Source organism: Ekhidna sp. (assembly GCF_965212185.1).
Classification (GTDB): domain Bacteria; phylum Bacteroidota; class Bacteroidia; order Cytophagales; family Cyclobacteriaceae; genus Ekhidna.
Genome location: NZ_OZ243102.1, coordinates 216240 through 242594, shown reverse-complemented (window position 1 = coordinate 242594; position 26355 = coordinate 216240). Strand labels below are relative to the sequence as shown.

The following is a 26355-nucleotide window of genomic DNA, read 5'->3' as shown; positions in this document are numbered from 1 at the left end:
AACGTAACCCAAATTGAGAAATGAGTGGTAACAAACGTATTTTTGCACTATGAATGATCAATTCCGTGAAAGATTCATGGCCTTTGATGAGGCAAAGAAAATCCAGGATAAAGGGTTATATGCTTTTTTTCGGCCATTTAAGGCTAGACAAGAAACGATAGTTAATGTCAATGGAAAGAATGTTCTCATGTTTGGATCAAACAGTTACCTTGGTCTAACCACTCATCCCGAGGTTATTGAAGCATCAGAGAATGCTCTTAGGAAATATGGTTCAAGCTGTTCAGGGTCACGATTCCTAAATGGCACCACCGACTTACACCAGGAATTGGAACAAAGAATGGCCAAATTTCTCGGTAAAGAAGAAGCTTTGGTTTTTAGCACCGGTTTTCAGGTAAATCTTGGAACTATTCCCACGATCACAAGAAAAGGTGATACAATCTTTCTAGACAAGTTAAATCATGCATCTATATATGAGGGTTCTAGAATATCTGAAGCCTCTTATCTGAGATTTAAGCATAACGATATGCAATCTCTGGAAGAAAAACTTGGTACCTGTAAATCTGAAGGTATTAAATTCATCATTGTGGATGGCATTTTTAGCATGGAAGGTGACATTGCCAATTTACCTGGGATCGTTAGCCTTGCAAAAAAATATAATGCTGTGGTTATGAGTGATTGTGCTCATGCTGTAGGCGTGCTGGGAGAGAATGGACGAGGAACAGCAAGTCATTTCAATCTAACCAATGATGTTGACTTAATCGGCGGAACATTCAGCAAATCGCTAGCATCTGTAGGTGGCTTTATCGCTGGCAATAAGGAAACTATCCATTATATAAAGCATAAATCCAGAGCATTAGTTTTTAGTGCCAGTATGACTCCTTCTGCTACAGCTGCTGCTTTGGCTTCATTAGATATCATTGAAAAAGATGACTCTATACGACAAAAGCTTTGGGAAAATACTCGATACGCGATGGAACAATTAAAAGAAATTGGATTTGATACCGGAAATACTGAAACCCCAATCATACCAATTTACATTAGAGATAATTATAAAGCATACGAATTTGTTCACAAGCTTTTTGAAGAAGGACTTTTTGTCAATCCTGTTGTATCTCCGGCTGTTGCCCCATCAGATTCCTTGATAAGGTTTTCGCTAATGGCATCACATACTTTTGATCAGATCGATGAAGCAATATCTATGATGGTCAAGGTTGCAAAACAAATTGGCATCCGCTTACAATCAAAAGCAGCCTAACTAAATAGTTTTAAACTTTTATAAGATGAAAGTCTAATTCAAAGATTAGATTTAAAATATCTTACAAAAACATTCCTTTAGAAGATTTTAGAAATATTTTTGGGTCTTTATCCTGAAAAATTGTTTTAATGTCAATTCAGATCAAAGAGGTTACGTCTAAAAAAGACCTCAAAAAATTCATAAAGTTTCCATTTGAACTATACGAGGGTAATAAGTACTATGTCCCTCCAATGGTCCAATTCGAAATGAGCACCCTCTTGAGAGACAAGAACCCCGCCTTTGAAAATGCTGATGCAAAATACTGGGTAGCTGTAAGAGATGATAAGATCGTAGGTAGAGTAGCTGCAATTGCTCTTGATTTGGAACTAAAAGAAAAGAAGCTAGCACGATTTGGATGGATCGATTTTATAGATGACAAAACTGTATCAGGAGCGCTGATTAGCACGGTTGAAGAATGGAGTAAACATAAAGGAGCTGAAGCAATTCATGGCCCCATGGGATTTACAGATCTGGATTTCGAGGGTACTTTAATTAGTGGATTTGAACAAATGGCTACTCAAGCTTCCATTTATAATTTCCCATACTACCAAGAACATTTTGAAAGTTTAGGATTTGAAAAGACAGTTGATTGGATTGAAAAAAGAGGTCACGTTCCAAAAGAGATTCCAAAACGATACGAAAGATTGGCTGATGTTATATCAAAGAGATTTGGCATTAAGGCGTTAAAACTTAAAAAAGCAAAAGATGTAAGAAAGTATGCTGAGGAAATGTTTAAAGTGCTGAATGAGTCATATAGTCACCTCTATGGTTATTATGAATTAACACCCAAGCAAATTGATTATTATGTTGAGCAATACCTGGGGATGGTTCGAAAAGAATACATCTGTCTGGTTGTCGATGAAAAGGATAAAATAATTGGTGTTGCAGTCTCTTTCCCATCGCTATCCAAAGCATTCCAAAAAGCCAAAGGATCCCTTTTTCCTTTTGGATTTATTCATATTCTCAAAGATTTTAAGTCAAATAAGCATCTGGATCTATTGCTAATTGGAGTTAAGCCAGAATATCAAAAAAAGGGGGTGACTTCATTAATATTTAACGAGTTATTCAAAAGTTATATTGAAAATGGTGCAGAGTACTTTTCTACCGGCCCCATGTTAGAAGACAATGCTACTGTCCAAAACTTGTGGAATGAGTACAATGATATTTTAGATGACGTAAATATCAAGAGAAGGTGTTATCAAAAAATAATTATATGAAGTTAGAATAAAAAATAATCCGATTCATCTATTCGGCAGTAAACTATATTGCAATTTGTTTTTCACAGAAGGTTAAATATGGAAAGTAAAAATATTCATTCTCAACTATCACAAATCATTGGCCTGTATTTACCAGACGATATTAATGCCGATTCTATAACCGATGATCAACATCTAATTAATGACCTTAGAATTAATTCTGTACATATAGTAGATATTGTATTAGATATTGAAGAGCAGTTTAATATTACAATTGACGATGAAGCTATCGGGGAAATAAACACTGTCGGTGATGCCTTAAAAGCTATTAAAGAAGCTACTAACAATTAAATATATTCAAAAGGTTGCTCAGCAACTAAATTTTGATCCCACGTTTTATTCAGGTTCATAGTTGCCCTAATGGACGCATAAAGCGCTAAATAATTGAGTGCATGTACGTTAGCATGTGGGTTTTTAGCTAGCATCTTTATAACCCTCTCATGCATAATGGCCTCTCTATCTCCCATCCTTTTTACTTTTCGAATGATTTTGAATAATTCTTTATTCACACTTCTAAAGGTTTTCAAATTTGCAATTTGATGCGTTCCGCCCAGGAGTTCGATGAACTTACACAATCGATCACCAAAATTGTCCGGTGCATACATGTTATTCATCAGCCATTTTGAACCGATTTGAGCCTCTTCTTTGGAAATGTTTTTAAAATCAATGTTAGTTTCATATGCATTTCCTGCAACTGTACCATCTTTTTCGAGTATTAGTCGATTAGCTTTGTTTAGCCTGTCATACAAAGGAGTTTGATCAGGTGCATTAAGTAAACCGTAGGTTACATAAGGAATAGAAGACTCTGTCACAAATTCAAACTGTCTTTCAAAGATTTGAGGAGTGTCATTATCAAAGCCAACTATCATTCCACCATATATACTTAGGCCATGCTCAAATACTTTATGGATTTGATCGACTAAATCAATTTGAAGATTTTGAAACTTTCGAGTTTCTTTTAAGCTCTCAACGTTAGGTGTTTCTATTCCAATAAATACTGCAAAAAGACCAGAATAGGTGCACAGTTCTAACATTTCTTCATCCCTAGCAATGTCTATAGAAACCTGAGTTCTAAACAACATTGGGCCGTCTGGTTGCTTACGATTCCAATCACCAACTGCTTTAAGAATTCCTTTAGCTTTTTTGCGATAGACTGTCAAATTATCATCTGCAATAAATGCTTCTCGGTAGCCGAATTTATAGAGAGCATCTAACTCTTTGATGATATTTTCTATTGGCTTATGCCTCTGCTTCCTTCCCAAATATTCAATTACATCACAAAACTCACATTGAAATGGGCATCCGCGTGAAATTTGAATGGATCCCATTAGAGCTCTCTCATTTGGATAAAGATCCCATCGAGGTACTGGAGAAAAAGACATGTCTGGTTGTGTTCCGATATACTCTGCCTTCCAATTTCCAGATGAAATTTCAGAGAACACTTGATCCGCTATCTCTTCAATCTCTCCTCTTATCAAGATATCACAAAAGGGACGTACTTTTTCGAAAGAAAGAGATGCATATGAACCGCCTATTATTACAGTTTTCCCTCTTTTCTTAAACTCTAAGGATAGCAATTTCATGTGATTCCACTGACTTATTTTGCCTGTGATCGCAATAAAATCAGCATCCGTATCATAATTAATTGGATATAGAGAAGCTTCGCAGATTTCAACTTCAAAATACGGTTCCATTAACCGTGCAACTGTTGTTGTTGCTAAGTCTGCTATATAAACATAATCTGTAAGACCTCCTTCATCATTTGGCCATTTGAAATATCCAACATCTGCTTCGATAGGATTGATTAAATAGACTTTTTTCATACCTACATCTATTATAGTTTGGAAGGTAATAGTAATCTAAACATAAAAGCCCTAATTCTTAATTAGGAGAATTATAACTTAATCAGATTGAAGCACAAAGAAGAATCTCCCTACATCACTCGAAATTTGAGCTTTAAGGGGAAGATTTTTGCTGTTAGCTAGAACATAATGATCGTCATTGGCAATGTCTGCAACACCAGGAAACTGTAAGTTGAATTTCTTAACCAAATAATCATCCTTTACCAATACCTCATCTGAAGGTGATATCTCTACTTCGTTGAGTCTATTATTAAGGTAAAAAAATATGTTCTGTTTAGAATAGAAAATATCTTTCTGTCTAAACCAGATGTAAGCACTTAGTGCATCTTTTACTACTTTATCTTCAGCGCTAAACATAAAATTTCTTACCCTTTTTTTTCGAAACTGTCTTGTGGTAATTTTTACAGAATCTGAATAGCCGAATTTATCATGTTGTATATCTACGGTTTTACCATGATATATTTCTCTCTCAGAATAAGTTGGATTAGAATCTACAACTGATATGTATGATTCATAACAAATATGTAAATCAGAATAAAAAAACTTAAGAAGTCCGGTAGATGAGGCTTTGAATGTAACCAGATAGTAAGCACTATCATCAATATAATGCAACTCGGGATCTATTTGCATCACAGCCTCCCCAACTTTGAATATGCTATATTTCACATCATAAACTGTCTTTTCTCCCAATAACATATTGGGATCATTCTGTGCATGAAGGAAAGTAAAAATTTGGAAATAAATGAGAAATAAGAAGAGTCGCATGTGACTAATTGTGTACCCGGATTTAAAAGCTTTCTTCTATAACGAAAGTTTCAGCATCTTATGTTTTTCACTGCTTGCTATCTTGTTTTTTTCCTGTAGAGTTGAAAATAAAATCCCAAAGTCCGGAGCTCACACCGTATTTCGAATTTGATTTTTGATAGTGGTGGCTCATATGATATCTTTTTATTGCACCAAATAATTTACTCTCTGCTGATATTGCATGAGTTGCAAAATGAATCATATCATAGCATAGGTAGCCTAAAACATAAAAACTATAGAAAATTGGGTGAAATGCATCAACACCCCATGGTATTAAGCCAAATAAAAAATACACAATCACTCCAAGTGGAATACTTACAGTTACTGGAAATACTAATCGTGTCAGATCATTCGGGTGGTCATGATGAACTCCATGCACAACATAGATAAACCTTTTCCAGAATTCTGAATCTGCTTGGTAGTGAAAAAGAAATCGATGTGTAAGGTATTCAGTCAAAGTCCATGACATAAATCCAGCAACAGCCACTAAACCACCTTCAATCAAGTATTCTTCACTTAAAGATTTGAAACCTTCAAAGGAAAAATAAGACACAACAGGAATAAAAATCACCAATGGCAACCACCATGGACTTCTAGATAATGCCTCTAAAACATTGTTTTCATAAAGTCGAGTTGTTTGATTTTTGGTAGTTTCCATAGTCTGATCCTTTATGCAAAATTAGAAAGGAAAAATCATACCTAGTTATAATTCAATTCAAACCGTCTATTCAAGACAAGCTACCTAATAGCGTTTCTATAGATTTCGATCAGATCTGAAACCATTTTACTCCAGCTTTGAGATTCTGCATACTGTCTTGCCTGTTTGCTCATTTTAAAGAGCAATTCTTCATTTGATGTCAAAAATTCTATTTTTTCAAGCATTGCATCTATGCTTTTAGGCTTAACTAAATAACCAGTTTTTCCAACTTGAACTATGCTTTTGGGACCACCTCCTTCTGCTGCAATGACAGGTAATCCTGATGCCATGGCTTCCAAAACCACATTTCCAAAGGTTTCACTTATAGATGGGAAAACAAATAGATCACAAGATGCGATAGCTTCTGCCAGCTCTTCTCCTTGCAGCCACCCTAAAAACCGAGTATTAGCCGGGTTGCTTTCCTCGATCATTTTCTTTTTTTCTGGTCCTTCGCCAATTACAAAAAGATCTAGATTGTTAGGTAAGACATGGCTTAGTTTAATTAGTGTGTCTGTCTCTTTATAGTTTACTAATCGACTTACAAAAAGCAATTTTTTATTCCTATTTAAATCATTGAAATAAGATTCATTCCTTTTTGTTGGATTGAATAATCGACAGTTCACTCCTCGACCCCATATTTTAATTTTATCTTCAGGTAAACCTATTGAAATCAAATAATTCTTCATTTCACTAGTAGGTGCTAATACCGAAGAGGTCTTGTTGTAAAACTTCCTTAAGATCTTATTTGCACGTTTTGTTAAAAATGATTTGAATGGTAGCCATCTGAAATAATCTGCATGACTTACAATGTGTGTATGATAGATCGCAATGTTAGGAATTGAACGCTTTATAGAATAAGAAACCGCAATTTTGCCAAGCAAAGATGGAGTACTCCAGTGAATAAGGTCAGGTTTGAATTCATCAAGTACTTTAAAAATCCTCTTTCTACTAGGAATAGCTAACCGGAGATCTTTCCAATACGGCAATGGTATATATCTCGTCTGGTAAACTCTGTACGGAAATTTTGGATTTTCAGGAGGTAACCCTGTTATGAATAATGGCTCAATAGCGTGTTCGCCTAACCTTTCAATGATTTGGTGAGATGTGTTAGACACTCCATCAAGACCTTCCTTCAGGGTATCAATAAAAAAGGCTATTTTAATTTTCTTCAAAGTGAATCTCTCTGATTGATCATTTCTCTATAAAACTTGCTTCATTCACCAACCAGAAAGTTAGAATACAACATGTATTCCTTTTTCGTTGCACTTTTGTTGTCAATTTTGAAAGCATTAAAGGTAGAAGCCGAAATATTATTGTTCCTAACAAATATCCCCACTCCATGGGTGGTATGCAAAAACAAGTTTTGAATCAACTAAAAAATGCATTCCCAAAATGTTTAGAAACTAATTTTGATTCTATCGCCATGCATAAAATTGCATGCGCCTATTATTTAACTTAAGGTCAAAAACACTTTATTCATGATAGTAAATTCCATTGGATGCTTTCTATAGTCGACTGTAACAATTTCTGGAGCCCTTCTGGAGGTGGTGTTAGGCGCTACCACCTAGAAAAAATGGAGTTTTATAAAGACAAACCTGATATCAAATATATTTTCATCATGCATGATGAAAAAACATACACTGAGCAAATTGGTGAAAATGCGTTTATTGAACATTTGAAAGTTCCAAGAATAGATAAAAGCGGTGAATACCGTACATTATTCAAAAAATCTATCATAGAACCCTTATTAGTAAAATTAAATCCAGATGTTATTGAAGTAGGATCACCATATTTTATGCCCCGAATTGTTAATTCTGTCGTTTCTAAGCATCAATTGAAATCAAAAGTTTTTGGGTTTTGGCACGCAGACTTTCCAGTAACCTATGTAAAGAGATATCTTCAGAAATTAGGTTCACCAATTGCTAATGCAGGTGAGCAAATAGCGTGGGCATTCGCTCGAAAACATTATAATAAAATGGAAGGCGTGCTTGCTTCTAGTGAAGCTATTATCCGTAGAATGGAAAGCAACGGAATAAAAAATGTTCATTTTGTTCCTTTAGGGGTGGATCATAACCTTTTTAATAAAGAGCGATTTAATCAAAAGCTACTGGAAGAATTAAAAGCTGGAGATGATGACAGACTAACCATGTTGTTTTCTCATAGGTTTAGCAATGAAAAAGGAATCGACTTATTAATAGATGCATATCCCTTGCTTTGTCAACAATTAAATTGTGAACCAGCCTTAGTCTTTGCGGGTAGTGGTCCTCGTATTAATAGAGTTACCAATATGGTTGAGAAGTATAGAAACGTCCATTTTGTAGGCTTCATTGAGGATAAAGTTAAGTTGGCAGAATATTACGCTAGTGTTGATCTTGGTTTTGCTTTAAGCGAATGGGAAACTTTTGGACTTTCACAATTAGAAGCATTAAGCTCCGGTTTACCTATACTCGTAGCAAATGATGGCGCAGCGTTAGAACATGCTAATAATTCCGGAATTCCCATCATTCTTAAAGAGAGGACCCCCACTGAATTAGCAAAAGCAATTGTTGCTTTTGCTAAAAGCCCAAATCCATCATTTAAGAAAAAAGCCGTTACTTATGCCAAAAAGTTTAGTTGGAGAAATTGCTTTGAGAGACAGCTTGAGATTTATCGTTCGATTTAATGAATCCAAAGTTATTCCCCATGAATAACTTCATATGCTCTGTATTTGCTACCAAAAACCGCCGAAATTGATCCTTTAGCTATTGCCAATTGCCGGGCGTTAAAGATGCGATCAGACTTACGAAAAAAGCCATTTCTAATATTAAGAAAAAACCACTTCAGTAAAAAAAATAAAACATGCAGAAGGCTTATAACAGAGGCTAGCATTTTTCCAAATCGGATTACATTCCGTAAATGGGTAGTAAAACCAGTCTTAAATGCTCTTTCCAGGATGTAGCTTTTTGTTAGTCTCTGTGGAGGAACAATCTCATATGTCACTGCCTCCTCGCACCAAATGGCTTTGCCACCTTTTCGTATTAACCTGTGACAAAACTGGGTGTCTGAGCTACCCGTTTCATTTAGTTTTTCATCAAAATAAACGTTGTGCTGTAGAATAAATGGTAGAAAATACATAACATTATTCGTGCTTGCACTGGTGACTCTGTCTCCCGTTTTGTGATATTTTAACCCATAGAAATCTCGTTCCTTTATCCAATTTGGGCAATCCTCAGGTATTTGATATTCTACCTTTCCTGCCACTATCTGGGCATCATATTTCACTATGGATTGGTATAATTCTTCTATCCAGTCGGGTGAAGCTGTTTCATCATCATCAATGAAGGCTAGGTAGGTTCCCTCTAAATCATTTGCAACATTTAATATCTTATTTCTAACATGAACAATCCCCCTTTTCGGCTCACAGTGATAGTGAATTTTAAAGGGCAGTTTGTTTGTTGCTTGATGAACAATATTGCGAGCATTTGAATTTGCTTCATTATCTACAATAACAAGTTGAACAGACAAATCTGCTGGTACTTTAAGTTCCTGCAATGATTCCAAAGCATTTCTCAGCATTTTGGGACGTTTATACGTCCCAATTCCGATAACTATCAACTCTTTATCCAATTGAGCTCGGTTTATAAGCTTTCATTTCTCCCGTAGAATCCATCTTCAACAAACGTTCAGATATGCCATAGCTTCCATTGTTAGCTACTAATAAACCCTTTCTGATATTTCGTTTCGCCTGTCTTTCATTCAATTTATTCATCTTTTCAAAAGACATATTCTTTGGCTTGTATTTTTCATGTTTAACGGCCTGATTGAATTTTTCGTCATTTTTTTTAAGCAACTTTAAGCCCACCGCTTTTGCTCTTCTTATCAAATCATTATCCTGCCAACCCATTTCAAGAAGGGACTCATCATAGCCTCCTATTTCTTTAAACACTTTAGAAGAAATGGAAATTCTACCAAAAGATCCACCGTATTTGACTCCAGAGTATTGCCAAAAAATAAGCTCTTTGTCCGAGTTTTTGAATTGATCAATTACAAATTCAGCTCCGTTCTTGCCTACAAAATTATCGCAATCGAGATTTGTCAAAATTGATCCATCAGCAAGCATATGAGAGGTGTTTTTTGCTATTGAGGCTGACCATTTTTTTAAGGTATCTGTTTGAAAAAACTTAAGGTATCCAATTTTAATGTCTTCAATGAAATTGCTAGCAATCCAATCTCTGATATTCTCATCCAATGAAAAATCGACTAATACAAATTCAATTTTTTCACTTAAGCTCCTATTATCATCAAGGTTCTTGCTTAGTGTTTCTTTAAGGTATTCAAATCTGTTTTGATGCGTAATACAAAAACTTAGTAGCTTTTTTCCTGGATCAAAATCGATTGACTTTCTAAATTTTTTTTTGCTAAATAGCTTCATTGGTTATGTTGCAAATCTCAAAATATCATTTCTTTGATATTCGTTGGGATTCAAGTTAGTGACAAGGTTATTAAAATTATTCTTCCATGTTTAGAAAAAAAGCAGGGAAATTATTAGGAGCGATATTTATTGTTTACGTCTCACTAGTTGCTACTCATGATGGTGAGTTTTGGCCATTTAGCATTTATCCGATGTTTTCTCAGGCAGGAAATCCTTGGGCTCGAGCAGTTTTAAGAGATGTCACTGATGTGTCTGATTCTATACTATGGGATACATACAATTATCCCGATTTGCCAGGAAAACCTATCGATGTAGAAACTATAGGAATCAATCAAATTGATTTTTCCAACTTCATTCTTAAGACACAAAATTGGGACAGAATAAGATGTCAGGCTTTGATACAGATGATGAATGCTGATCAACTTGAAGTGAAAAAGCTAATGGCTTGTATTATTAAAGGTCAATTAAAGGATAATTCTGTTGAAGCAAATGGACTTCCGTTTATAATGTTACATAGGAATGAATATTATTTTAACCCTACCATTGATTCATCTTTCTACTTTAAAAAGTCAAAATGAAAAAGCTGACTTACTATTTATTTGAAGAAGAAAAAGAACTGAGCGTAGGAAGACACTTGCACTTTAGAGTATTAGAACTTGCTGTTATCTGGTTTGCTTACAAATTCTGTTGGTATTGGATATCTTTTATGGACAGAATATCCGATGTTGTGCTTCCTCTGGGCATAGCTAAATACATTGACATCAGTTTTATGTTTGGGAGCCATTATCCAAGATATATCGGTATTGCATTAACCACATCTTGTATTCTGGGATACCTCAGAATAGGCACTAAGTACATGTATTCAATTGGGTTTATTTGCTTCCATTTACTTTTTGTAGCAAGGTATTCGCTTGGTGAGATTCCACACAGCTCAAACCTTACTGGAATAAGTCTATTATTAATTGCTCTTGGTTTTATGTTTTTTAAGAAAAAAGAAGAGCGAATTGCATTCATTTTTGGGTCGATATTTTTTTTTACAGGCCTGGCATATACCTCTGCAGGTATCACCAAATTAATAGGTACAGGTATTAACTGGTCAGATGGGAGACATCTATGGTTATGGATGACTGAGAAAAGTGTTGATCATCTGGGCATATATGGGTTTCATGAATTTAATTTCTTACAGCAGATCGCATTTGAATACATCCCATTTGCAACTTTGATTCTTACAATTGGCCTACTTACAGAGCTTAGTGGATTTTTGTTTTGGTTTCGAAAGACAAGACCATTCATAGTTATAGGAATAATCGGACTTCATGTAGGAATATTCTACTTCATGAATATTTGGTTTCATGCATTTATGGTTGAACTCCTCATTTTGGGATTTCCATGGGGAAGATGGGTTGATTGGCTAATGAAAAAGTTAAAATTTATTAGATCCTAACTTCCATGCACATTCTTGTACTCCGTTAGACTGCCGCCTGTCATGGCAAATACAATTCCTTTCAGTCTATGCCATTCCCTTTTTGTTCTTACTCTCATCGGTAAATTATAAAAAGGCCAGAATAGTGAACTGAATATTGACTTGGAGAAAATACTAACCACAAGTTGAATTAGACTTAGATTGGCAACAAGAGGTTTTTTACTCAAAAAGTATCTTTGTGCTTTAACATAGCCGAACATAAAACTACGTTCATATAACCATGATATGGTTGCTCGTGACTGAGGCACCTCTTCAAAAGTGATTGCTTCTTGACAGTGGACTGCTTTGCAACCTTTATTTATTAACTCCTGGAAAAAGAACGTATCCTCGCCTCCAGAGAATCTGAATTCACTCCTAAACCACACATCATAATAAGCAATCCTTTTCAGATTTATTAAAACATTGCCTGCACCAATGATTTTTCTTTCAGACCCTGTTACGCGAGGTTCTTTATTATAAAAACCCGGCAATTGCATCCACTCAGGGGTATTTTTAGGTAGCAGATATTTTACATAACCCGCTACAATTTCCGCATGATAATTCTGAGCCGTTTCATAAAGATTTATAATCCAATCAGAATCAGCGGTTTCGTCATCATCAATAAAGGCTAAATAGTCACAATTCAGGTTCATCGCTTCTTTGAGAGCTCGGTTTCTAACAATATCTAAACCGTTAGATTTCTCAGAAAAGTAAAAGCTACTTAAACCAATTTTTCCTTCTTTTAAGACAGGTTCAGCTGTTTTATTTCTATCATTATCGATTATTAAAATAATCGTTTCAGTATCCTTCGGCTCTTTAAGGTATGTGAGGGACTGCAATAATTCCTTCAGCATTTTAGGACGTAGATAGGTGCAAATACAGATACCTATTTTGGTTTTTGATTGCTCCATATTTCACCTCTTCCTAAATAAAGTATTATTTCCCATCTGTTTCATTGTAATATTCAAACGGCCTCCCCATTATTGAATGCACTCTTCCCTTTGCCTCTGAAAGCTGCCTTTTTATCCATGCTCTATTCTTCGGATTTCTATTAAAAAAGCGGACACCACAATCCATCCAAATGCTTAGACATCTTAAGATGGATATCCGTATCGCAGAATGCTTACCATATAAAAGAGCATCTTTATTGAATGAATTATAACCCACTTTGTACCGGCGATTGAAAATATATTCTTCGTTTGTTCTTGCAACATCTACGTCAGAATAAACAATTGCCTCATCGCAATGAACAATTTTACCGCCTTGTATCGATAATAGTTCAAAAAAATGAGCGTCCCCTCCCCCAGTCAAATTGAATTTAGGATGAAATGTTAATTTATTTTCAGTCACAAAACCTAAATCAATTAAGACATTTCCAGATCCGCATCTTTTAAGTAAAGTGCCTGTTTTAGTTTTTCCAGCTGCTAAAGCATAAATTCTTTTTACTTCATCATCCAAATCACAATCAGATGGCCACTTGAATACCATTCGGCCAGCGGATACATGAGAATTATATTTTTTCATACACACCCAAAGCGAATGCAACCAATTTGGATCCGGGTAATCATCATCATCAAAAAATGCCAAATAGTTTTGATGCCTTTCATTTGCATAACTTAATGCTGCATTACGTGCGTGTGAAATTCCTTTGTTTGATTCCTTGATATATTCTGATGGGATTTCAAGCTTTTTTACTTCACTATCAAAGACTTGCTTAGACTCTAACAAAGAACCATTATCTACTACCAATAGAAGAATATCCAAATCAACCGGAAAATGCAGCTTTGCTACAGCCCTAATTGATACGCTAAGTCCCTTTGGTCGATTATGTGTACAAATTGCAATTGTGCAGCTATATTTCTTTTCAGCTTCCATGAATTTGCTTGTATTCTGCGAATGGCACACCCATCATTGCATAAAGTACACCCTTGGCTCGATTGTACCTTTTCCATCGTTGAAATCCGGGTTCATCAACAGGTTTTTTTCTTAAAAAAAGAATGACCAGTACTGTTCTAATGGATTTAAAAAGATAACCCAATTCAATCCAAATAGCTTTTGGTTTACCATGAATTTCCATAGAAATCAGGTATTTGGAAAAACCATTTCTAAAGCATCGCGAGAGAAGCCACTCAATGGTTGATCTAGAGGAAGGAATTGTTTCTGACGCCTCAGCCTCTCTGCAAAAAAATATTCGAGCACCTTTATTTTTCAGTTGCATAAAAAAAAGAGTGTCTGATCCTCCAGTCAAATTAAACCTGTTGTTGAAGCGAACATCGTACTTATATACTATAGATAAGTCTATAAGCACATTTCTTGTAGAGGCTACTTCCAACTCTGCACCAGAATGTATGTCAAGGCTTCCTGGAAAATGTTTCACTACAATATTATCTACATCATCTGAAATGAACTTTTGCTCTACATAGCCTTGAATAACATCTGCGTGGTATTTTATTCTTGCATTGTTAATTTGTACCAACCAATCTTCCTTTACCACCTCATCGTCATCAAAAAATGCAAGAAATCCAACATTAGCTTTTCTTGCCTCATCCAATATTGCATTGCGCATGTATACAATGCCAACTCTTTCTTCTTTAATATATGAAGCTGGAAATGGGAGCTTACTTTGATACTTCTCTACAATTTCTAGTGCTGACGATGAACTCCCATTTTCACATACCAACAATATCACCTCCAAATCACTTGGAATATGAATCCTCGATAATGATTCAAGAGCTTGTTCCAGCATTTTTGGTCGCTCCTTGGTCCCCAACCCTATAGCAATGAGTGGCTTCATTTTTTTCTGGGTCATTAAAGACTTTTAAAGGTCACATTTAAGAATGAAAAATTTTTTCAATACCCATCACCTGATTCATATTCTTTAAAATCTTTACCAATGATTACTTGAATCATGCCTTTGGCTTTAACCCATCTTTTTTTCAGTTCTATTTTTCGTTCGTGATCTCCACGATAGAAGAAATACTTCCTCCACAATTTAAATCCTCTAAAAATTAGTCCAATCTTCTCTATGGTGCCTTTCTTACCATTAAGTAATTCTTCTTTTAAATAAAGTGTTTGACCTATTCGAAATATTCTCTTCCAAATAAATTCTTCACTGTTTCTATCAGGGATAACTTCAGCAAAAACCAAGGCCTCATTACACCAGACCAGTTTACCATTGTTTTGTCTGATCTGTTCAAAGAAAAATGAATCTTCACCCCCGAGTAAATTAAACCTCATATTGAAGCGTAATTCATGCTTTCTTACAAAATTTAAATCAATCAATACATTATTAGTTGCTAATCTCTCCCTGACGTCCCCTGATTCTCCAGATACAGGGTTATTATCAATAAATGCTTTAACATGAGAATCCACATGAGTTCCTTGAGGCCATTTCATAATTACCGGTCCTCCTATGGCAGCTGAATCAAATTTTTTGATGCCATCATAAAGTGAAACTATCCAATCTTGATGAACAACTTCATCATCATCGAAATAAGCTAAGTAGTCTGCCGCTAATTTATTGGCCTCATCCAGAATCTTATTTCTCATATACACCAATCCTTTTCGAGGTTCGTGCAAATAATGTGATGCCATATTTAAGCTCCCTTGCAATGAAAGAAACAACTCCTCGGATGCAGGTTGAGGCTCATTATCACAAAGTAAAAAGACTACATCAGCATCTTTCGGTAAGGTCAAGTCAGCAATTGATTCCAATGCTCTCTGCAGCATATTAGGCCTTTTATAGGTACCTAATCCAATACAAATAATTGAACGCTTATTATTCATCATTCAAATGCCTATATAGGGGTTTGTAATATCTTTTTTCATGATTATATACTTCAATCATGGTTTTGAATTTTATCCAGGAGGCTGTCAGTCCATTCAACGAATTTTCCCTTTTAAATTTTCGTTTTCTCTTCTTAGCATAATTTGCTAATTCCTCCCTTTTCCCTCTGTTCTGAGGGTTTAGATATGCTCTCAGAAGTTCTTGTTTAAACTCCTTTTCGGGCTTATGCTTTAAGGGATTAAAAGATTTGATCTCATGATCATGATAAATGATTGAGTTGGAATCTACTCCGATTTTTAGCCCCTTATCATGCAGACGGTGCACATAATTGTCGTCTTCACCATAATGAAAAAACAGCGGATGAAACAATCCGACCTTCTGCAAAGCAATTCTAGAAATCATCCATGCAGCCGCGTTCACAAAGTCTACCTCATATAGCTCATTGTTTAGACGACTAGATTCATAATGTTTTAAAAAATCACTGGCTTCATTTTTTTCCATGAAAAATTTGAAGTCATGTTGCAAGCGGTCTCCAGTTCCATTCAAATGGATTGGAGAAACGATACCATAGGATGGATTCGTTTTCAATGCAGCGATGATTTGCTCTATAGCATTACCCTCAATCCAAGCATCCTGATTTAATAGAAAAAAATATTGATAACCCTTCTTGTAAGCTTGTATTAGACCAATATTATTAGCTTTTCCAAAGCCCAGGTTTTTTTTGTTTCTTATAACTTCAACATTTGGAAAATTATGCTCAATTATCGAAACTGTTTGATCTTTTGAATCATTGTCGACGACCAATATATGTAGATCTTGAGAATGCCCTTGAAGCGATGAAAGGCATTTCATAATGTATTCCTCACCATTGTAGGTGACGACAATTACACACACTTTAGGCATAATTCTCTTCTACATTTTTGAGTTTTCCGTCTTTGATTGTCAAAATCCTATCTGCCACAGAATAAAACTTATCATCATGAGAAATCAATATGACAGTTTTTCCATTGGCCTTTAACCCAGGGACAATTTCTGTATAAAATTTTTCCTTGAAATAAATGTCCTGATTAGCCGCCCATTCATCAAAGAAATAGATTTCTTTCTTTTCGAGTAATAACCTTAAAAGATTGAGCCGCCCTTTTTGTCCATTGGACAATTCTGTCTTTGTAATCTCGAATTGCTCATTGATTCCGGTTTTACTACTTAGCCCTAAAGATTCCATCAAATTGGAAACTTCACTTTTATTCTTGTTTAAGTCCAGATAGCTAAGATTATCGAATAACGGCGAATCTGTGAAGTAGCATGAAAAATAGTCGCGATAAGATTTAAGATTTTTCTGAGTAACTGGTTGATTTTGAAACAAAAACTGACCCGAATCCGGAGTATATAGACCTGTAATCAATTTAAACAATGTGGATTTACCACTGCCATTGTACCCATTAATTATTAGGATTTCATTTTTAAAAACTTTGAATGAATCTACGTGGAGTTTGAAACCATTTTTCTCTTTGTATTGAAATAGCATATTATCTACTTCTACTAATGGATGGGCACTATTCGGATCATAAGGAATCTTCTCATCGGATTCCATTTCATGCTTTCTAATGTCAACGTTTAGAGCATCTACCTGCTCTAGTGCATTCTCAACATTTTTCACCTGTTTGAAGAAATTCGCTATCTGATTCATGTAAGGACGGATATATAGAATCAAAGCGAGATATTCTATCAATTGAAGTTGGTTGAAACCATAAGTTGTAATTGACAAGAGTAAGATTGTACCAAAGCCAATCAAGACAAATGCATTTACTGACTTGGTAATAGAATTACGAATGGTGTAATTCTTAACACTCAACCTTGCCAGCTCATTGCTATGTGATCCAATTGACTTATTCACATAAGAATTGGCATGTGTTCGATTTACAGCTAAATTTTTAAACCCTTTTTCAAGTCTATCTAAAGAAAAGTGTATTTTGAACCGAACCTCCGACATTAATTTATCTAATGCCTTGAACATCGGTAGTGTAAATACATTAACCAAAGTGACTACCAAAAACAGAGGAATTAATATGAGTGTCAACTGCCATGAAACATAAAATAAGTAACCAATAACAACCACAGTCTGAATAAGGGCTACCATTACAATAGGAATCTGCCGGCCAAATCCTCCGATAGCACCTATCTCAAACAGCAACACCGGAACTAACCTGTCTAATTTCTCTTCAATTTCCTGATAGTTTGATCGTAAGACTCGATCTGACAACTCTTTTCGGTAATTCGAGATTTTGAATTCATAATGCTTTGTCACTATGTACCCAATTATAAAACCTATAATTGATGAAAGTGTAATTGATACTATAGCATAGACCAGCGATAATTCTGGGCTTAATTCTGGGCTTTTAATAATATCTCCCAAAAATTTTATTCCCAGCAAATTGAGACCCGCGGCAACAACACTTCCCACAGTTGCCAACACAATGATTTGCCATGATGACTTGAAAAAAAAGCTGATTACTCTAAGCATACCTTCCTACTCCTATTAAATTCAATAATCTTAGCTGAGAAATATCTTTAAAGTGCAAGATTACTAATTAATATTAAGCCTTCAATGCCTGCTGGCAAATCAAAAGGAGAGACTGAATGCACTTTCTATCAGTTGTAGCTATTTTCAAAGATGAAGCCCACTGCCTAAAGGAATGGCTTGATCATTACTTAAACGAAGGAGTGGATCACTTCTATTTAATTGATAATGGGAGTACGGATAACAGTGAAAAAATTCTATCTAACTATCTCCAGAAAAATCAAGTGACCTTAGTTAAAGACGAAACTCGCTGGGCTCAAGTAGCTCTTTACAATAAATATTTTCTAAAGGAAAGGAAGAACAATAGATGGTTTATTGTCTGTGATATGGATGAATTTATCTACTCAAGAAGAGGGTTCAAAACCATTCGAAGATTCCTTAAATTTTTACCTCCCCCGATTGGACTTGTCAGAATTCCATGGAAGATGTTTGGATCATCCGGGCTTGAAAAACAGCCTGATCAAATCATTCCTAATTTCACAAAAAGAAGTAATTATAATGGAGTTAAAAATCAGGGAATGAAAGATGAGCAGTACGGACTTGGAAAAGTAATCGTTCGGTCTTCTTGTTTAAAATGGTTTGATATTCATCACTGCGACACAAAGAAATTTTGCTTGTCGATCACGTCAGATTTGAAAATGTACTTTACGAACGATAAAGATTTTCAAAAAATCAATGAAGACATTCTACGAAAGTCATTTCTACACCTTAATCATTATCCAATTCAGTCTAAGGAATGGTTTCTTAACGTTAAAGCGAAGCGAGGAAGTGCAGACTCAAAAGACAGTGAAAATATAAGGGACATAGAATACTTTGAGATCTATGACCAGAAATCCAATGAGTTATCAGATGTTGAGTTAGCTGAAAAAAGCTAGATCCAGTATTCAATAAAAATCTTCAATAATTAATCTGGTCAGCCTTAACTATTCAGAAATACATTGAGACATCCTTCTTTAGGGCCTTAATCTTAACCTTGAGTGGCGGATTAAAATATTTCAAAACCTCTGAACCAATTTTTTTCTTCATTCTAAACCACCCATTTTTCTCAAGCTTAGATTCAACCAGTGGAGAAAGAAGTGCCATGACATTTTGTGGCCCAATAAAATTTCTAAGTTTCTCATAATTTGAATCCGTACAAATTTTATGGGCCATCAATACCATATCTAGATCAGATACATTTATTCCCTCTCGACCCATGTTCTTGGCACCTTGTGATTTAGAATGAACTCTAAATTGATGGAGTTTCTCAGCAATAAAACCAGTTTCTATATTACTCATTAAGCGAAACCAAAATTCAAAATCTACCAATTGAAACATCTTTTCCTCAAATTTTCCACATGTATCAAGTACACTCTTATTGAATAAACCCAATATTGGTTCTCCAATAAAATTATGTTCAATTGAAAGTTTAGAAAACAGCTCTGCTAAATCCTTAGGCTGAATGACAGATGCGCTTTCAAAATGGTTTGATAATCGTTGCAATTTTTCATAGTAATCACTGTCCATGCCGTCTTCAAAAAAATACTCGCGATCAGAAAGTACAAATTCAACATTTTGTTGCTTGGCAAGGGTCAACATCTTTTCAATCGTATCATTAACCATCAAATCATCTTGAAAATGTAGCTTTACCCAATTACCTTTTGCAAATGAGATGCATTTGTTCCAATTACCCACCAATCCAAGATTTTTTTCATTTTCAACCAATCTTATCCTATTATCTCGTTCCATAAAATCGTGAATGATGCTGACTGTCAGATCAGTAGATTGGTCATCGACAATTAGTATTTCTATATTTGCATGCGTTTGATTTATAGCAGATTTAATGGATGCTTTTAAATGATTTTCTCCATTGTAAGTCGGTATGCAAATTGAAACGAGTTCGTCCATTTTAACTGTTTAATGAAACTAATTCAGATTTTTTGAGTGTGGAATGTTTTTTGATTGCCTAACAATCAAATCATTTAAATAATTAGAAGCAATGATATTGAAAATTGTATTTTTAATACTTAATATTTATCCTTCGCCAACTTGCGATCAAGCTAAAGACTATACTTTTATTTTTGAAAAAGTAGACAATAGAGTAGAGATTCTAGTAAATGATTCTATCATATACGACAGTGGCACAATCAATGACCCACATTCGTTCAGTGGTAAAAAAATATCAATAGGCCCTTATTTAAAACATGCTAATAATAAAGTCGTCGTAAGACTATATAATGGTTATGAACCCTACGAAAATCAAATAGATCGGAGTTGGCAAATTAAGTATGCGCTCATGGAGGGCACAGATGAATATGAAAATTACTGGGAAAAGGGAAGGGATTATAGAGTAGGTCTTGTACTTGAAGAAGCGTATTATCTATGAGCTTTAGGAAAATAATTCTCGCAATTTCTCATTTACTTTTTATTTCTTCCATTTCAGGTCAAATCTATATTCCAGGTGATTTTTTTAATCGAATAGATAAAACTGACAGCACCACTCTTACTCTATATAAAAGTATACATCAAGATGGGCAAAGTCAATTTAGTTTGATAAATCCATTTGCTAAATTCAGTAACAACTCCGAATATGCACGAGGATATAATGACGGACCAGTCTGGAAAGGAAAGGCATGGACGGTGGAAGCACATGCGGGGATGCAGGGAAAGGTTGGTAAATTTCACTATACATTTTTCCCTGTTGCATTTTATTCAAGAAATATAAAATTCAGAAAAGCCTTATCCTCTGATGAGGTTCGTTATCAGTTTTCCAATCAAATAGATTGGGTCCAACAATATGGGTTTGATCAATTTGTGAAATTCCATCCCGGGCAAAGCGAAGTAAAATTTCAATTAAATAAATTTAATATTGCTTTATCCACTCAAAATTATTCACTCGGGCCTTCCATTTTTAATCCAATCATTCTTAGCAGACAAGCTGGTGGTTTCCCTCACCTACGCTTTGGATTTGATGCGACTGATTTGAACATAGGAAAAAGCCAGATTGGAAAAGTTGAAGCCAATATCATCATGGGGCTCCTTAATGAATCTGACTATTTTGATGATATAGAAGAAAATGATAGACGATACATTAACATCCTCGCACTAGGATTTTCTCCAAATTTTCTACCCGAATTGACTCTTGGACTAAACAAATCATTGTACAAGCAAACAAGATATTTCGAGGGTGCCGATCTATTATCTCTTTTTTATATTCTTGATGATGGTGTATTAGACGGTGATACATTATCACCAAATGATGCCTTTGATCAGATGGTTTCAATAACAATGGATTGGAATTTTAAAAAAGTAGGATTCCGTGCTTATGCTGAATTTGCAAAGAATGATTTTACGTCTGATGGAGGTGGGTTAAGACCAACAGCCATTGAACCAGAACACACCAGAGCCTATACTATAGGTTTTGAAAAATCAGGTTCCACCAGGAAAGGTCGGGCTTATACTTTTGGTTATGAACATACCAATCTATCTGCTAACCAAGCGCCTCTCTGGAGAGCAACGCCTTCATACTATACACATAGTGTGAATAGAAACGGATATACACACGATGGACAAATACTAGGTGCAGGAATAGGGCCAGGAGGAAATAGTGATCACTTCCATTTTAAGATTGATTACGGTTCATTTTTAGCTGGCTCTTTAATCCAAAGAATTGAACATAATCGTGACTATTTTGTAGCAAACATTGCAAATTTCTTCTCACATGATATTGAATATTCTTTAGGGATTTTCTTTCAAAAAGAAACCCCAAAATTTATCTTTTCAGCGGAAGGAATATTTAGTTATAACTACAATAGAAATTTTGGAGGAGATAGATCCAATAGATACCTATCACTCGGAGTTCGGTATAAGCTCGATTAATATTTCTATTCTCAATAGAAAGTTTAACTAATCCCACCCAACATTATCCAGCAAATCCAACATGCTGGTGTCTTCTATATCGTTACATCCCCTATTTTTCTCATCAAACCCTTCTCTTCCCACAGGTCTTCCCCCAGACACATTTTGTCGGGAAAGATATTCCTCAAGAGACTTGGTGTAATAATGATTGATTCGCCAGCCCATTTCATCAGTATTAGTAAGCATTTTACCAAACTTATACCACTTATAATGCCACCAGTGAGCACTATAGGCGAATCTATTGCTGGAAAGAAAGTCACCATTTCCTAAGTCTTTATGATCAGAGTAATTCTCTTCTCTTTTAATGTAAGCCTCCAACACCGATTTTTCAGGCTTGGTATCGTAACCATTATTACCAAAATTGATACGAGGTAGCTTTATTCCCTTAATCTTCTTCACATCAACTGTATTTAACCAGTTATGCAAATGGGTGCTCCCGTCTATTGGAAATAAAAATTCATCCACATCGATTTTCATCAACCATTGAAATTCTTTGCGATAGTTCTTTGCCGCATGTGCAAAGCCCATATGATTTTTATTTCTCTGCCACCATTTAGTAGCTCCATCGAATCTGGTGCCATCTAGATGCGTCCATGGATGTCTAGTCACTATTCCTTTCTCCTCATATGGCCGCAGAATCTCTTGAGCCTCCTCTCCACCATCTTGATCATACAAGTAAAAATGATTGACACCCACTTTTACATGGTATTCTATCCAATCCTTTAGATAAGGATTTTCATTTTTGAAATTTGTTGCGAACGTTAAGAAATGCTTCTTAGCCATTTAGGAATATTTAGTTTCCAGTTCAAAGTTATACAATGCACTTTCATCAAAGTCATGTACACGCTTTCTTAGTTTAAAAAACTCTTTGACAGCCCAATAGGAAAAGCCAGGGATTTTGTAGAATCTTATCTTAGTTGATATTTCCAGAATTTTTGCAATAGCTATTAAGAAATCATGGATTAAAGATCGGTTTTTCAAAGGATTTGATAGGCTTTTAACCGTTTCCCTCTCAAAATCTTTTGTGGGTGAGTATGCGTCATTTCGATACTCCCTATCATGATATATTATTGATTCTTTAACTATTCCTATTTTGAATCCTTTACTTAATGTGCGATGACAATAATTATTGTCTTCGGCATAGTGATAAAACAAAGGACTAAAGACCCCCACTCCCTGAATGCATTTTTTAGTGATCAGCCATGCTGCAGCATTTATGAATCCTACTTCAACAAGTGTCTCATGTTTTGAAATTGTTTCTTCATTAAATGGGACATCAACCACTTTATATCTTCTGACAAACTTTTTAAAATTCTTATCAAAAGCGGTCATTTGTCCATTCATGTGAATGGGTGATAATATGCCAAAATCAGTATTTCTTTTGGACTCAACAATGAGTGCTTCAATTGCATCCTCTTCCACCCACGTATCCTGATTTAATAAGAAAAAGAAATCAAATCCTTGATTAAGAGCCATCTTCATCCCAATATTATTGGCCCCTCCAAATCCTAAGTTTTCTCCAGTCTTAATTAATTGAATTTTTTCTCCAAACTTTTCAAGTAAAGGAATTGTCTGATCAGTTGATCCATTGTCAATTACAATTATTTCGGTTGGATAGCTTGACTGAAAAAGTGTCTCCAGGCACTTATTTATCCATTTTGCTCCATTGTATGTTACTATGATAGTGCAGCATCTAAGTACATGCTCCCTTTGCTCCGATAGACTATTATCCATAGTAATTTGTTTGCGGCTGCAAGTTGTCGTTTTTTTGCGATTTAAACTAAATGCACAGTATTTGAAACTGCTCTATTACTTACTCCGAACTTCCAAAAGGAATTTCATCATCGCCTCTCTCGGCAGTGTAATAACTGGCGTTTGCTCAACCTTACTTATCAAGACGATTCACGAAACGCTAAACAGTGGAATTGAGGATATCCTTACTTTTAGTTTAAAGGTTGGAATATTGCTTATCGCTTACCCTCTTTTCGCTGTTTTGAGTTCCTTCATGTTGGCGAAACTAACTCAGACAATTATTCATAATCTGCGAGTACAGCTTTCTACAAAGATTCTCAACGCAGAATATAGCGCCGTAGAAAAGAATAAAGAGCGACTGCTGCCCATGCTCACGCATGATATCTCTACTATATCCGTAGCGATAAACCGTTTTCCTGGAATAGTAACCGGCTTAACCACAGTAATCGGATTGTTCATTTACATGATTTGGTTATCTCCGATTCTGTTTGGTTTCACCATAGTTGTTTTTGGGTTGACATTTATCATCGTATCGTTCACTCTTCCCCTTTTGAAAAAGTACACCCACCAGGCCCGTATGAAATGGGATGAGGTTTTTGTAGAGCTTGAAGCAGTCGTAAAAGGAATTAAGGAGCTAAGCCTAAATCAAAAGCTAAAGCACACCTTTCTAGATGATCAACTAACTAAAAAAAGTGATCAGGAAAAAGATTTAAAAGTAAAAGAGAGCGTCATTAACTCCCTCCTGTCAAGGATGACAGATGTAATGCTGCTGTTTGGAATAGTGATCTTAATTTTCGTAATCTATAGTACACAGATTGTGGAATTTGATCTATTGGGTGAATTCCTGTTAATTTCCCTCTTCACGGTATCTCCACTGTCATCGGCAACAGGCTTTTTGGGTAATATTAAAGCCATTGAAGTTGCCCTGAATAACATCGAGGAAATGGGGCTGAAGTTAGTGATCACTGATAGAAGAATTCATACACTTGATTCAGACACAAGCAAGCCAGGAACTGTAGAACTGAAAGGCACCACCTACACCTATTACAATGATACGGAGGACGACCAATTTCTTTTAGGTCCCATCGAGTTGAAAATTCAACCCAATGAGGTAATTTTTATTGTTGGCGGAAATGGGAGTGGTAAAACAACATTGTCAAAGTTACTTTTAGGGCTATACAAACCTCAAGAAGGTTTCATTGAATATAATGGAGAGAAAATCGATGATTCCAACATCAATGGATATCGAGATGAATTTAAAGCCATCTTTGATGACTCTTATTTATTCAACAAACTACTGGTTCAGTCTAAAGATTTACCTGAAGAGTATGCATCAAACCTGATCAAAGAATTTAGAATAGATAGAAAAGTAAGTATTAAAGATGGCGTCTTCTCAACCACTAGGCTATCACAAGGTCAAACCCATCGATTGAGGTTAATCAGTGCGCTGATGGAGGATGCCAACATCTATCTGTTTGATGAATGGGCAGCTAATCAAGACCCTTCATTCAAGAAAATATTCTATCGTGAGATCATTCCTGACCTAAAGCGAAGAGGTAAAACAGTCATTGCTATTACGCATGATGAATTATACTTTGACTGTGCCGATCGAGTGATTAAACTCCGAAATGGAAATCTTGTTGAGCAGGCTTAGGATTCAAGTTTTTGCTTGAGCTCATCAAAAGTTATCAGGTTCATTAATTCTTTTCTATTTGCGTCAAGCAAACTGTATTCGTAAAACATGTTTGTCTCTGGAATAGGATTCCCAATCTTATGTTTCTTTGATAGAATTCCCACACCCCAGTCTGAATCAATGCAACAGGATTGAAGTTGGGCATTAAACCTCCATCGCAAAAAAGCTTTCCAGGTGGTTCCATTCCAAAATCCACCCGCTGGTGTATCTGCATAATAGTATGATTCTCGAGCATGCCACTCAGTTGGAGGATTGCAATCATGAAGAACAATAAAGCCATCTTCAGCTAAATACTTAATTGAGTTTTCAATGTCTTTATTTACTTGCTCTGCCAAGTGAAGGCCATCAACGAAAATTACATCGAATTTTATGTCATGTGTTAAAACATCTCCTTTTCCCAGTTTATCAAAAAATTCGTCGCTGGTCACCTTAAAATCTGCAAGATTTACTTTCGCTTCCAATCCCGGATCAACACTGTATTTTGTAGAGGCAACTATATCATTAAAATTCTCATGTGGATTTCTTACACCTATTTCTAGATAAGAAACGTCTCTTTTTAAATAAGAAATTAGATAGTTGATTACTTCTGTTCGCTTTGGTGATTTTGCTCTCTCTTCTTTCGTTTTCCTTTTACCTCTGAAATGAATGGAATCACTCGTTCTTGTCTTTCTTGATGGCCAGAAGGCTCTAAATCTTAAAAATGGTAATCTCAAATCTGTATTCTTCTATAGTTGCAGCCGTAAAAATACTCTAGGAATAATCAATTATGTTGCATTGTCCCAATTATGGCATCCTATTTGGGTGTATCCACATGAGAATGATAAGCAATTACTTACTTTTGCATATAGTATTCTAAAACTGA

At 35.4% G+C, this 26355-nt stretch carries 26 protein-coding genes; 10 read left to right on the top strand and 16 right to left on the bottom strand.

The genetic code is table 11. The features are described 5' to 3' along the window. Positions 1-49: 49 nt before the first annotated feature. From ACOMC3_RS01045 to ACOMC3_RS01035, 3 genes are all read left to right on the top strand, one after another. The gene (locus ACOMC3_RS01045; RefSeq protein WP_420317663.1) at positions 50-1255 is read left to right on the top strand and encodes an aminotransferase class I/II-fold pyridoxal phosphate-dependent enzyme; all 1206 of its coding nucleotides are present in this window, start codon (positions 50-52) and stop codon (positions 1253-1255) included. Between the two features lie 128 nt (positions 1256-1383). Then, a complete protein-coding gene (locus ACOMC3_RS01040; protein ID WP_420317662.1) occupies positions 1384-2511 on the top strand; it encodes a GNAT family N-acetyltransferase in 1128 nt (375 codons plus the stop codon). A gap of 78 nt (positions 2512-2589) precedes the next feature. Then, the gene (locus tag ACOMC3_RS01035; protein ID WP_420317661.1) at positions 2590-2841 is read left to right on the top strand and encodes an acyl carrier protein; all 252 of its coding nucleotides are present in this window, start codon (positions 2590-2592) and stop codon (positions 2839-2841) included. Here the strand turns inward: ACOMC3_RS01035 and ACOMC3_RS01030 are convergent. The 4 genes from ACOMC3_RS01030 to ACOMC3_RS01015 form a co-directional block, all read right to left on the bottom strand. Then, on the bottom strand, positions 2838-4373 hold the full coding sequence (locus ACOMC3_RS01030) for a radical SAM protein (RefSeq protein WP_420317660.1): 1536 nt from the start codon (positions 4371-4373) through the stop codon (positions 2838-2840). The two genes, ACOMC3_RS01035 and ACOMC3_RS01030, sit on opposite strands and share 4 nt — an antisense overlap. 78 nt (positions 4374-4451) lie before the next feature. Beyond that, entirely contained in the window at positions 4452-5177 is a 726-nt protein-coding gene (locus ACOMC3_RS01025; RefSeq protein ID WP_420317659.1) for a DUF3108 domain-containing protein, read from the bottom strand. Between the two features lie 67 nt (positions 5178-5244). After that, positions 5245-5874, bottom strand: coding sequence for a sterol desaturase family protein (locus ACOMC3_RS01020; RefSeq protein ID WP_420317658.1), 630 nt, complete (start codon positions 5872-5874; stop codon positions 5245-5247). Between the two features lie 80 nt (positions 5875-5954). After that, entirely contained in the window at positions 5955-7085 is a 1131-nt protein-coding gene (locus tag ACOMC3_RS01015) for a glycosyltransferase family 4 protein (RefSeq protein WP_420317657.1), read from the bottom strand. 401 nt (positions 7086-7486) lie between these two features. Here ACOMC3_RS01015 and ACOMC3_RS01010 point away from each other — a divergent pair, with 401 nt between their 5' ends. Beyond that, complete coding sequence (locus ACOMC3_RS01010; RefSeq protein ID WP_420317656.1) at positions 7487-8575, top strand: glycosyltransferase; 1089 nt, start codon at positions 7487-7489, stop codon at positions 8573-8575. Positions 8576-8586: 11 nt separating this feature from the next. On the opposite strand, the gene ACOMC3_RS01005 is transcribed toward ACOMC3_RS01010, so the two are convergent. Both ACOMC3_RS01005 and ACOMC3_RS01000 read right to left on the bottom strand, forming a co-directional pair. Beyond that, positions 8587-9519: a glycosyltransferase gene (locus tag ACOMC3_RS01005; protein ID WP_420317655.1), complete on the bottom strand. Its 933-nt coding sequence runs from the start codon at positions 9517-9519 to the stop codon at positions 8587-8589. Beyond that, complete coding sequence (locus ACOMC3_RS01000; protein ID WP_420317654.1) at positions 9512-10324, bottom strand: glycosyltransferase family A protein; 813 nt, start codon at positions 10322-10324, stop codon at positions 9512-9514. The genes ACOMC3_RS01005 and ACOMC3_RS01000 overlap by 8 nt, the downstream gene beginning before the upstream one ends. 86 nt (positions 10325-10410) lie before the next feature. On the opposite strand from ACOMC3_RS01000, the gene ACOMC3_RS00995 reads away from it, so the two are divergent. Continuing rightward, complete coding sequence (locus ACOMC3_RS00995; protein ID WP_420317653.1) at positions 10411-10902, top strand: hypothetical protein; 492 nt, start codon at positions 10411-10413, stop codon at positions 10900-10902. Continuing rightward, on the top strand, positions 10899-11768 hold the full coding sequence (locus ACOMC3_RS00990) for a hypothetical protein (RefSeq protein WP_420317652.1): 870 nt from the start codon (positions 10899-10901) through the stop codon (positions 11766-11768). Before ACOMC3_RS00995 ends, ACOMC3_RS00990 begins: the two co-directional genes overlap by 4 nt. Here ACOMC3_RS00990 and ACOMC3_RS00985 read toward each other — a convergent pair. Genes ACOMC3_RS00985 through ACOMC3_RS00960 form a run of 6 tightly spaced genes read right to left on the bottom strand, consistent with a single transcriptional unit; the run spans position 11765 to position 18094 of the window. Beyond that, positions 11765-12697 (bottom strand): glycosyltransferase family 2 protein, encoded by a 933-nt coding sequence (locus ACOMC3_RS00985; RefSeq protein ID WP_420317651.1) that lies wholly within the window; start codon positions 12695-12697, stop codon positions 11765-11767. The genes ACOMC3_RS00990 and ACOMC3_RS00985 overlap by 4 nt on opposite strands. A gap of 25 nt (positions 12698-12722) precedes the next feature. Then, on the bottom strand, positions 12723-13661 hold the full coding sequence (locus tag ACOMC3_RS00980) for a glycosyltransferase (protein ID WP_420317650.1): 939 nt from the start codon (positions 13659-13661) through the stop codon (positions 12723-12725). After that, positions 13651-14595 (bottom strand): glycosyltransferase, encoded by a 945-nt coding sequence (locus tag ACOMC3_RS00975; RefSeq protein WP_420317649.1) that lies wholly within the window; start codon positions 14593-14595, stop codon positions 13651-13653. The genes ACOMC3_RS00980 and ACOMC3_RS00975 overlap by 11 nt, the downstream gene beginning before the upstream one ends. A 41-nt stretch (positions 14596-14636) precedes the next feature. Then, positions 14637-15572, bottom strand: a complete 936-nt coding sequence (locus ACOMC3_RS00970; RefSeq protein ID WP_420319332.1) for a glycosyltransferase — start codon at positions 15570-15572, stop codon at positions 14637-14639. Beyond that, entirely contained in the window at positions 15565-16476 is a 912-nt protein-coding gene (locus ACOMC3_RS00965; RefSeq protein ID WP_420317648.1) for a glycosyltransferase family 2 protein, read from the bottom strand. The genes ACOMC3_RS00970 and ACOMC3_RS00965 overlap by 8 nt, the downstream gene beginning before the upstream one ends. Continuing rightward, entirely contained in the window at positions 16469-18094 is a 1626-nt protein-coding gene (locus tag ACOMC3_RS00960) for an ATP-binding cassette domain-containing protein (protein WP_420317647.1), read from the bottom strand. The genes ACOMC3_RS00965 and ACOMC3_RS00960 overlap by 8 nt, the downstream gene beginning before the upstream one ends. Positions 18095-18210: 116 nt before the next feature. On the opposite strand from ACOMC3_RS00960, the gene ACOMC3_RS00955 reads away from it, so the two are divergent. Beyond that, positions 18211-19026, top strand: a complete 816-nt coding sequence (locus ACOMC3_RS00955; protein WP_420317646.1) for a glycosyltransferase family 2 protein — start codon at positions 18211-18213, stop codon at positions 19024-19026. Between the two features lie 52 nt (positions 19027-19078). Here ACOMC3_RS00955 and ACOMC3_RS00950 read toward each other — a convergent pair whose 3' ends face one another. Then, entirely contained in the window at positions 19079-20038 is a 960-nt protein-coding gene (locus ACOMC3_RS00950) for a glycosyltransferase family 2 protein (RefSeq protein WP_420317645.1), read from the bottom strand. A gap of 91 nt (positions 20039-20129) precedes the next feature. Between ACOMC3_RS00950 and ACOMC3_RS00945 the strand changes: the two genes are divergently transcribed. Then, positions 20130-20516, top strand: coding sequence for a hypothetical protein (locus tag ACOMC3_RS00945; RefSeq protein ID WP_420317644.1), 387 nt, complete (start codon positions 20130-20132; stop codon positions 20514-20516). Beyond that, positions 20513-22009 (top strand): hypothetical protein, encoded by a 1497-nt coding sequence (locus tag ACOMC3_RS00940; protein WP_420317643.1) that lies wholly within the window; start codon positions 20513-20515, stop codon positions 22007-22009. The genes ACOMC3_RS00945 and ACOMC3_RS00940 overlap by 4 nt, the downstream gene beginning before the upstream one ends. Positions 22010-22036: 27 nt before the next feature. On the opposite strand, the gene ACOMC3_RS00935 is transcribed toward ACOMC3_RS00940, so the two are convergent. Together ACOMC3_RS00935 and ACOMC3_RS00930 are read right to left on the bottom strand one after the other, a co-directional pair. Beyond that, a complete protein-coding gene (locus ACOMC3_RS00935) occupies positions 22037-22831 on the bottom strand; it encodes a glycosyltransferase family 92 protein (protein ID WP_420317642.1) in 795 nt (264 codons plus the stop codon). Continuing rightward, positions 22832-23782: a glycosyltransferase family 2 protein gene (locus ACOMC3_RS00930; RefSeq protein WP_420317641.1), complete on the bottom strand. Its 951-nt coding sequence runs from the start codon at positions 23780-23782 to the stop codon at positions 22832-22834. 34 nt (positions 23783-23816) lie between these two features. Between ACOMC3_RS00930 and ACOMC3_RS00925 the strand changes: the two genes are divergently transcribed. Next, entirely contained in the window at positions 23817-25454 is a 1638-nt protein-coding gene (locus ACOMC3_RS00925; protein ID WP_420317640.1) for a cyclic peptide export ABC transporter, read from the top strand. Here ACOMC3_RS00925 and ACOMC3_RS00920 read toward each other — a convergent pair. Continuing rightward, entirely contained in the window at positions 25451-26206 is a 756-nt protein-coding gene (locus tag ACOMC3_RS00920; RefSeq protein ID WP_420317639.1) for a class I SAM-dependent methyltransferase, read from the bottom strand. The two genes, ACOMC3_RS00925 and ACOMC3_RS00920, sit on opposite strands and share 4 nt — an antisense overlap. Positions 26207-26355 lie beyond the last annotated feature (149 nt).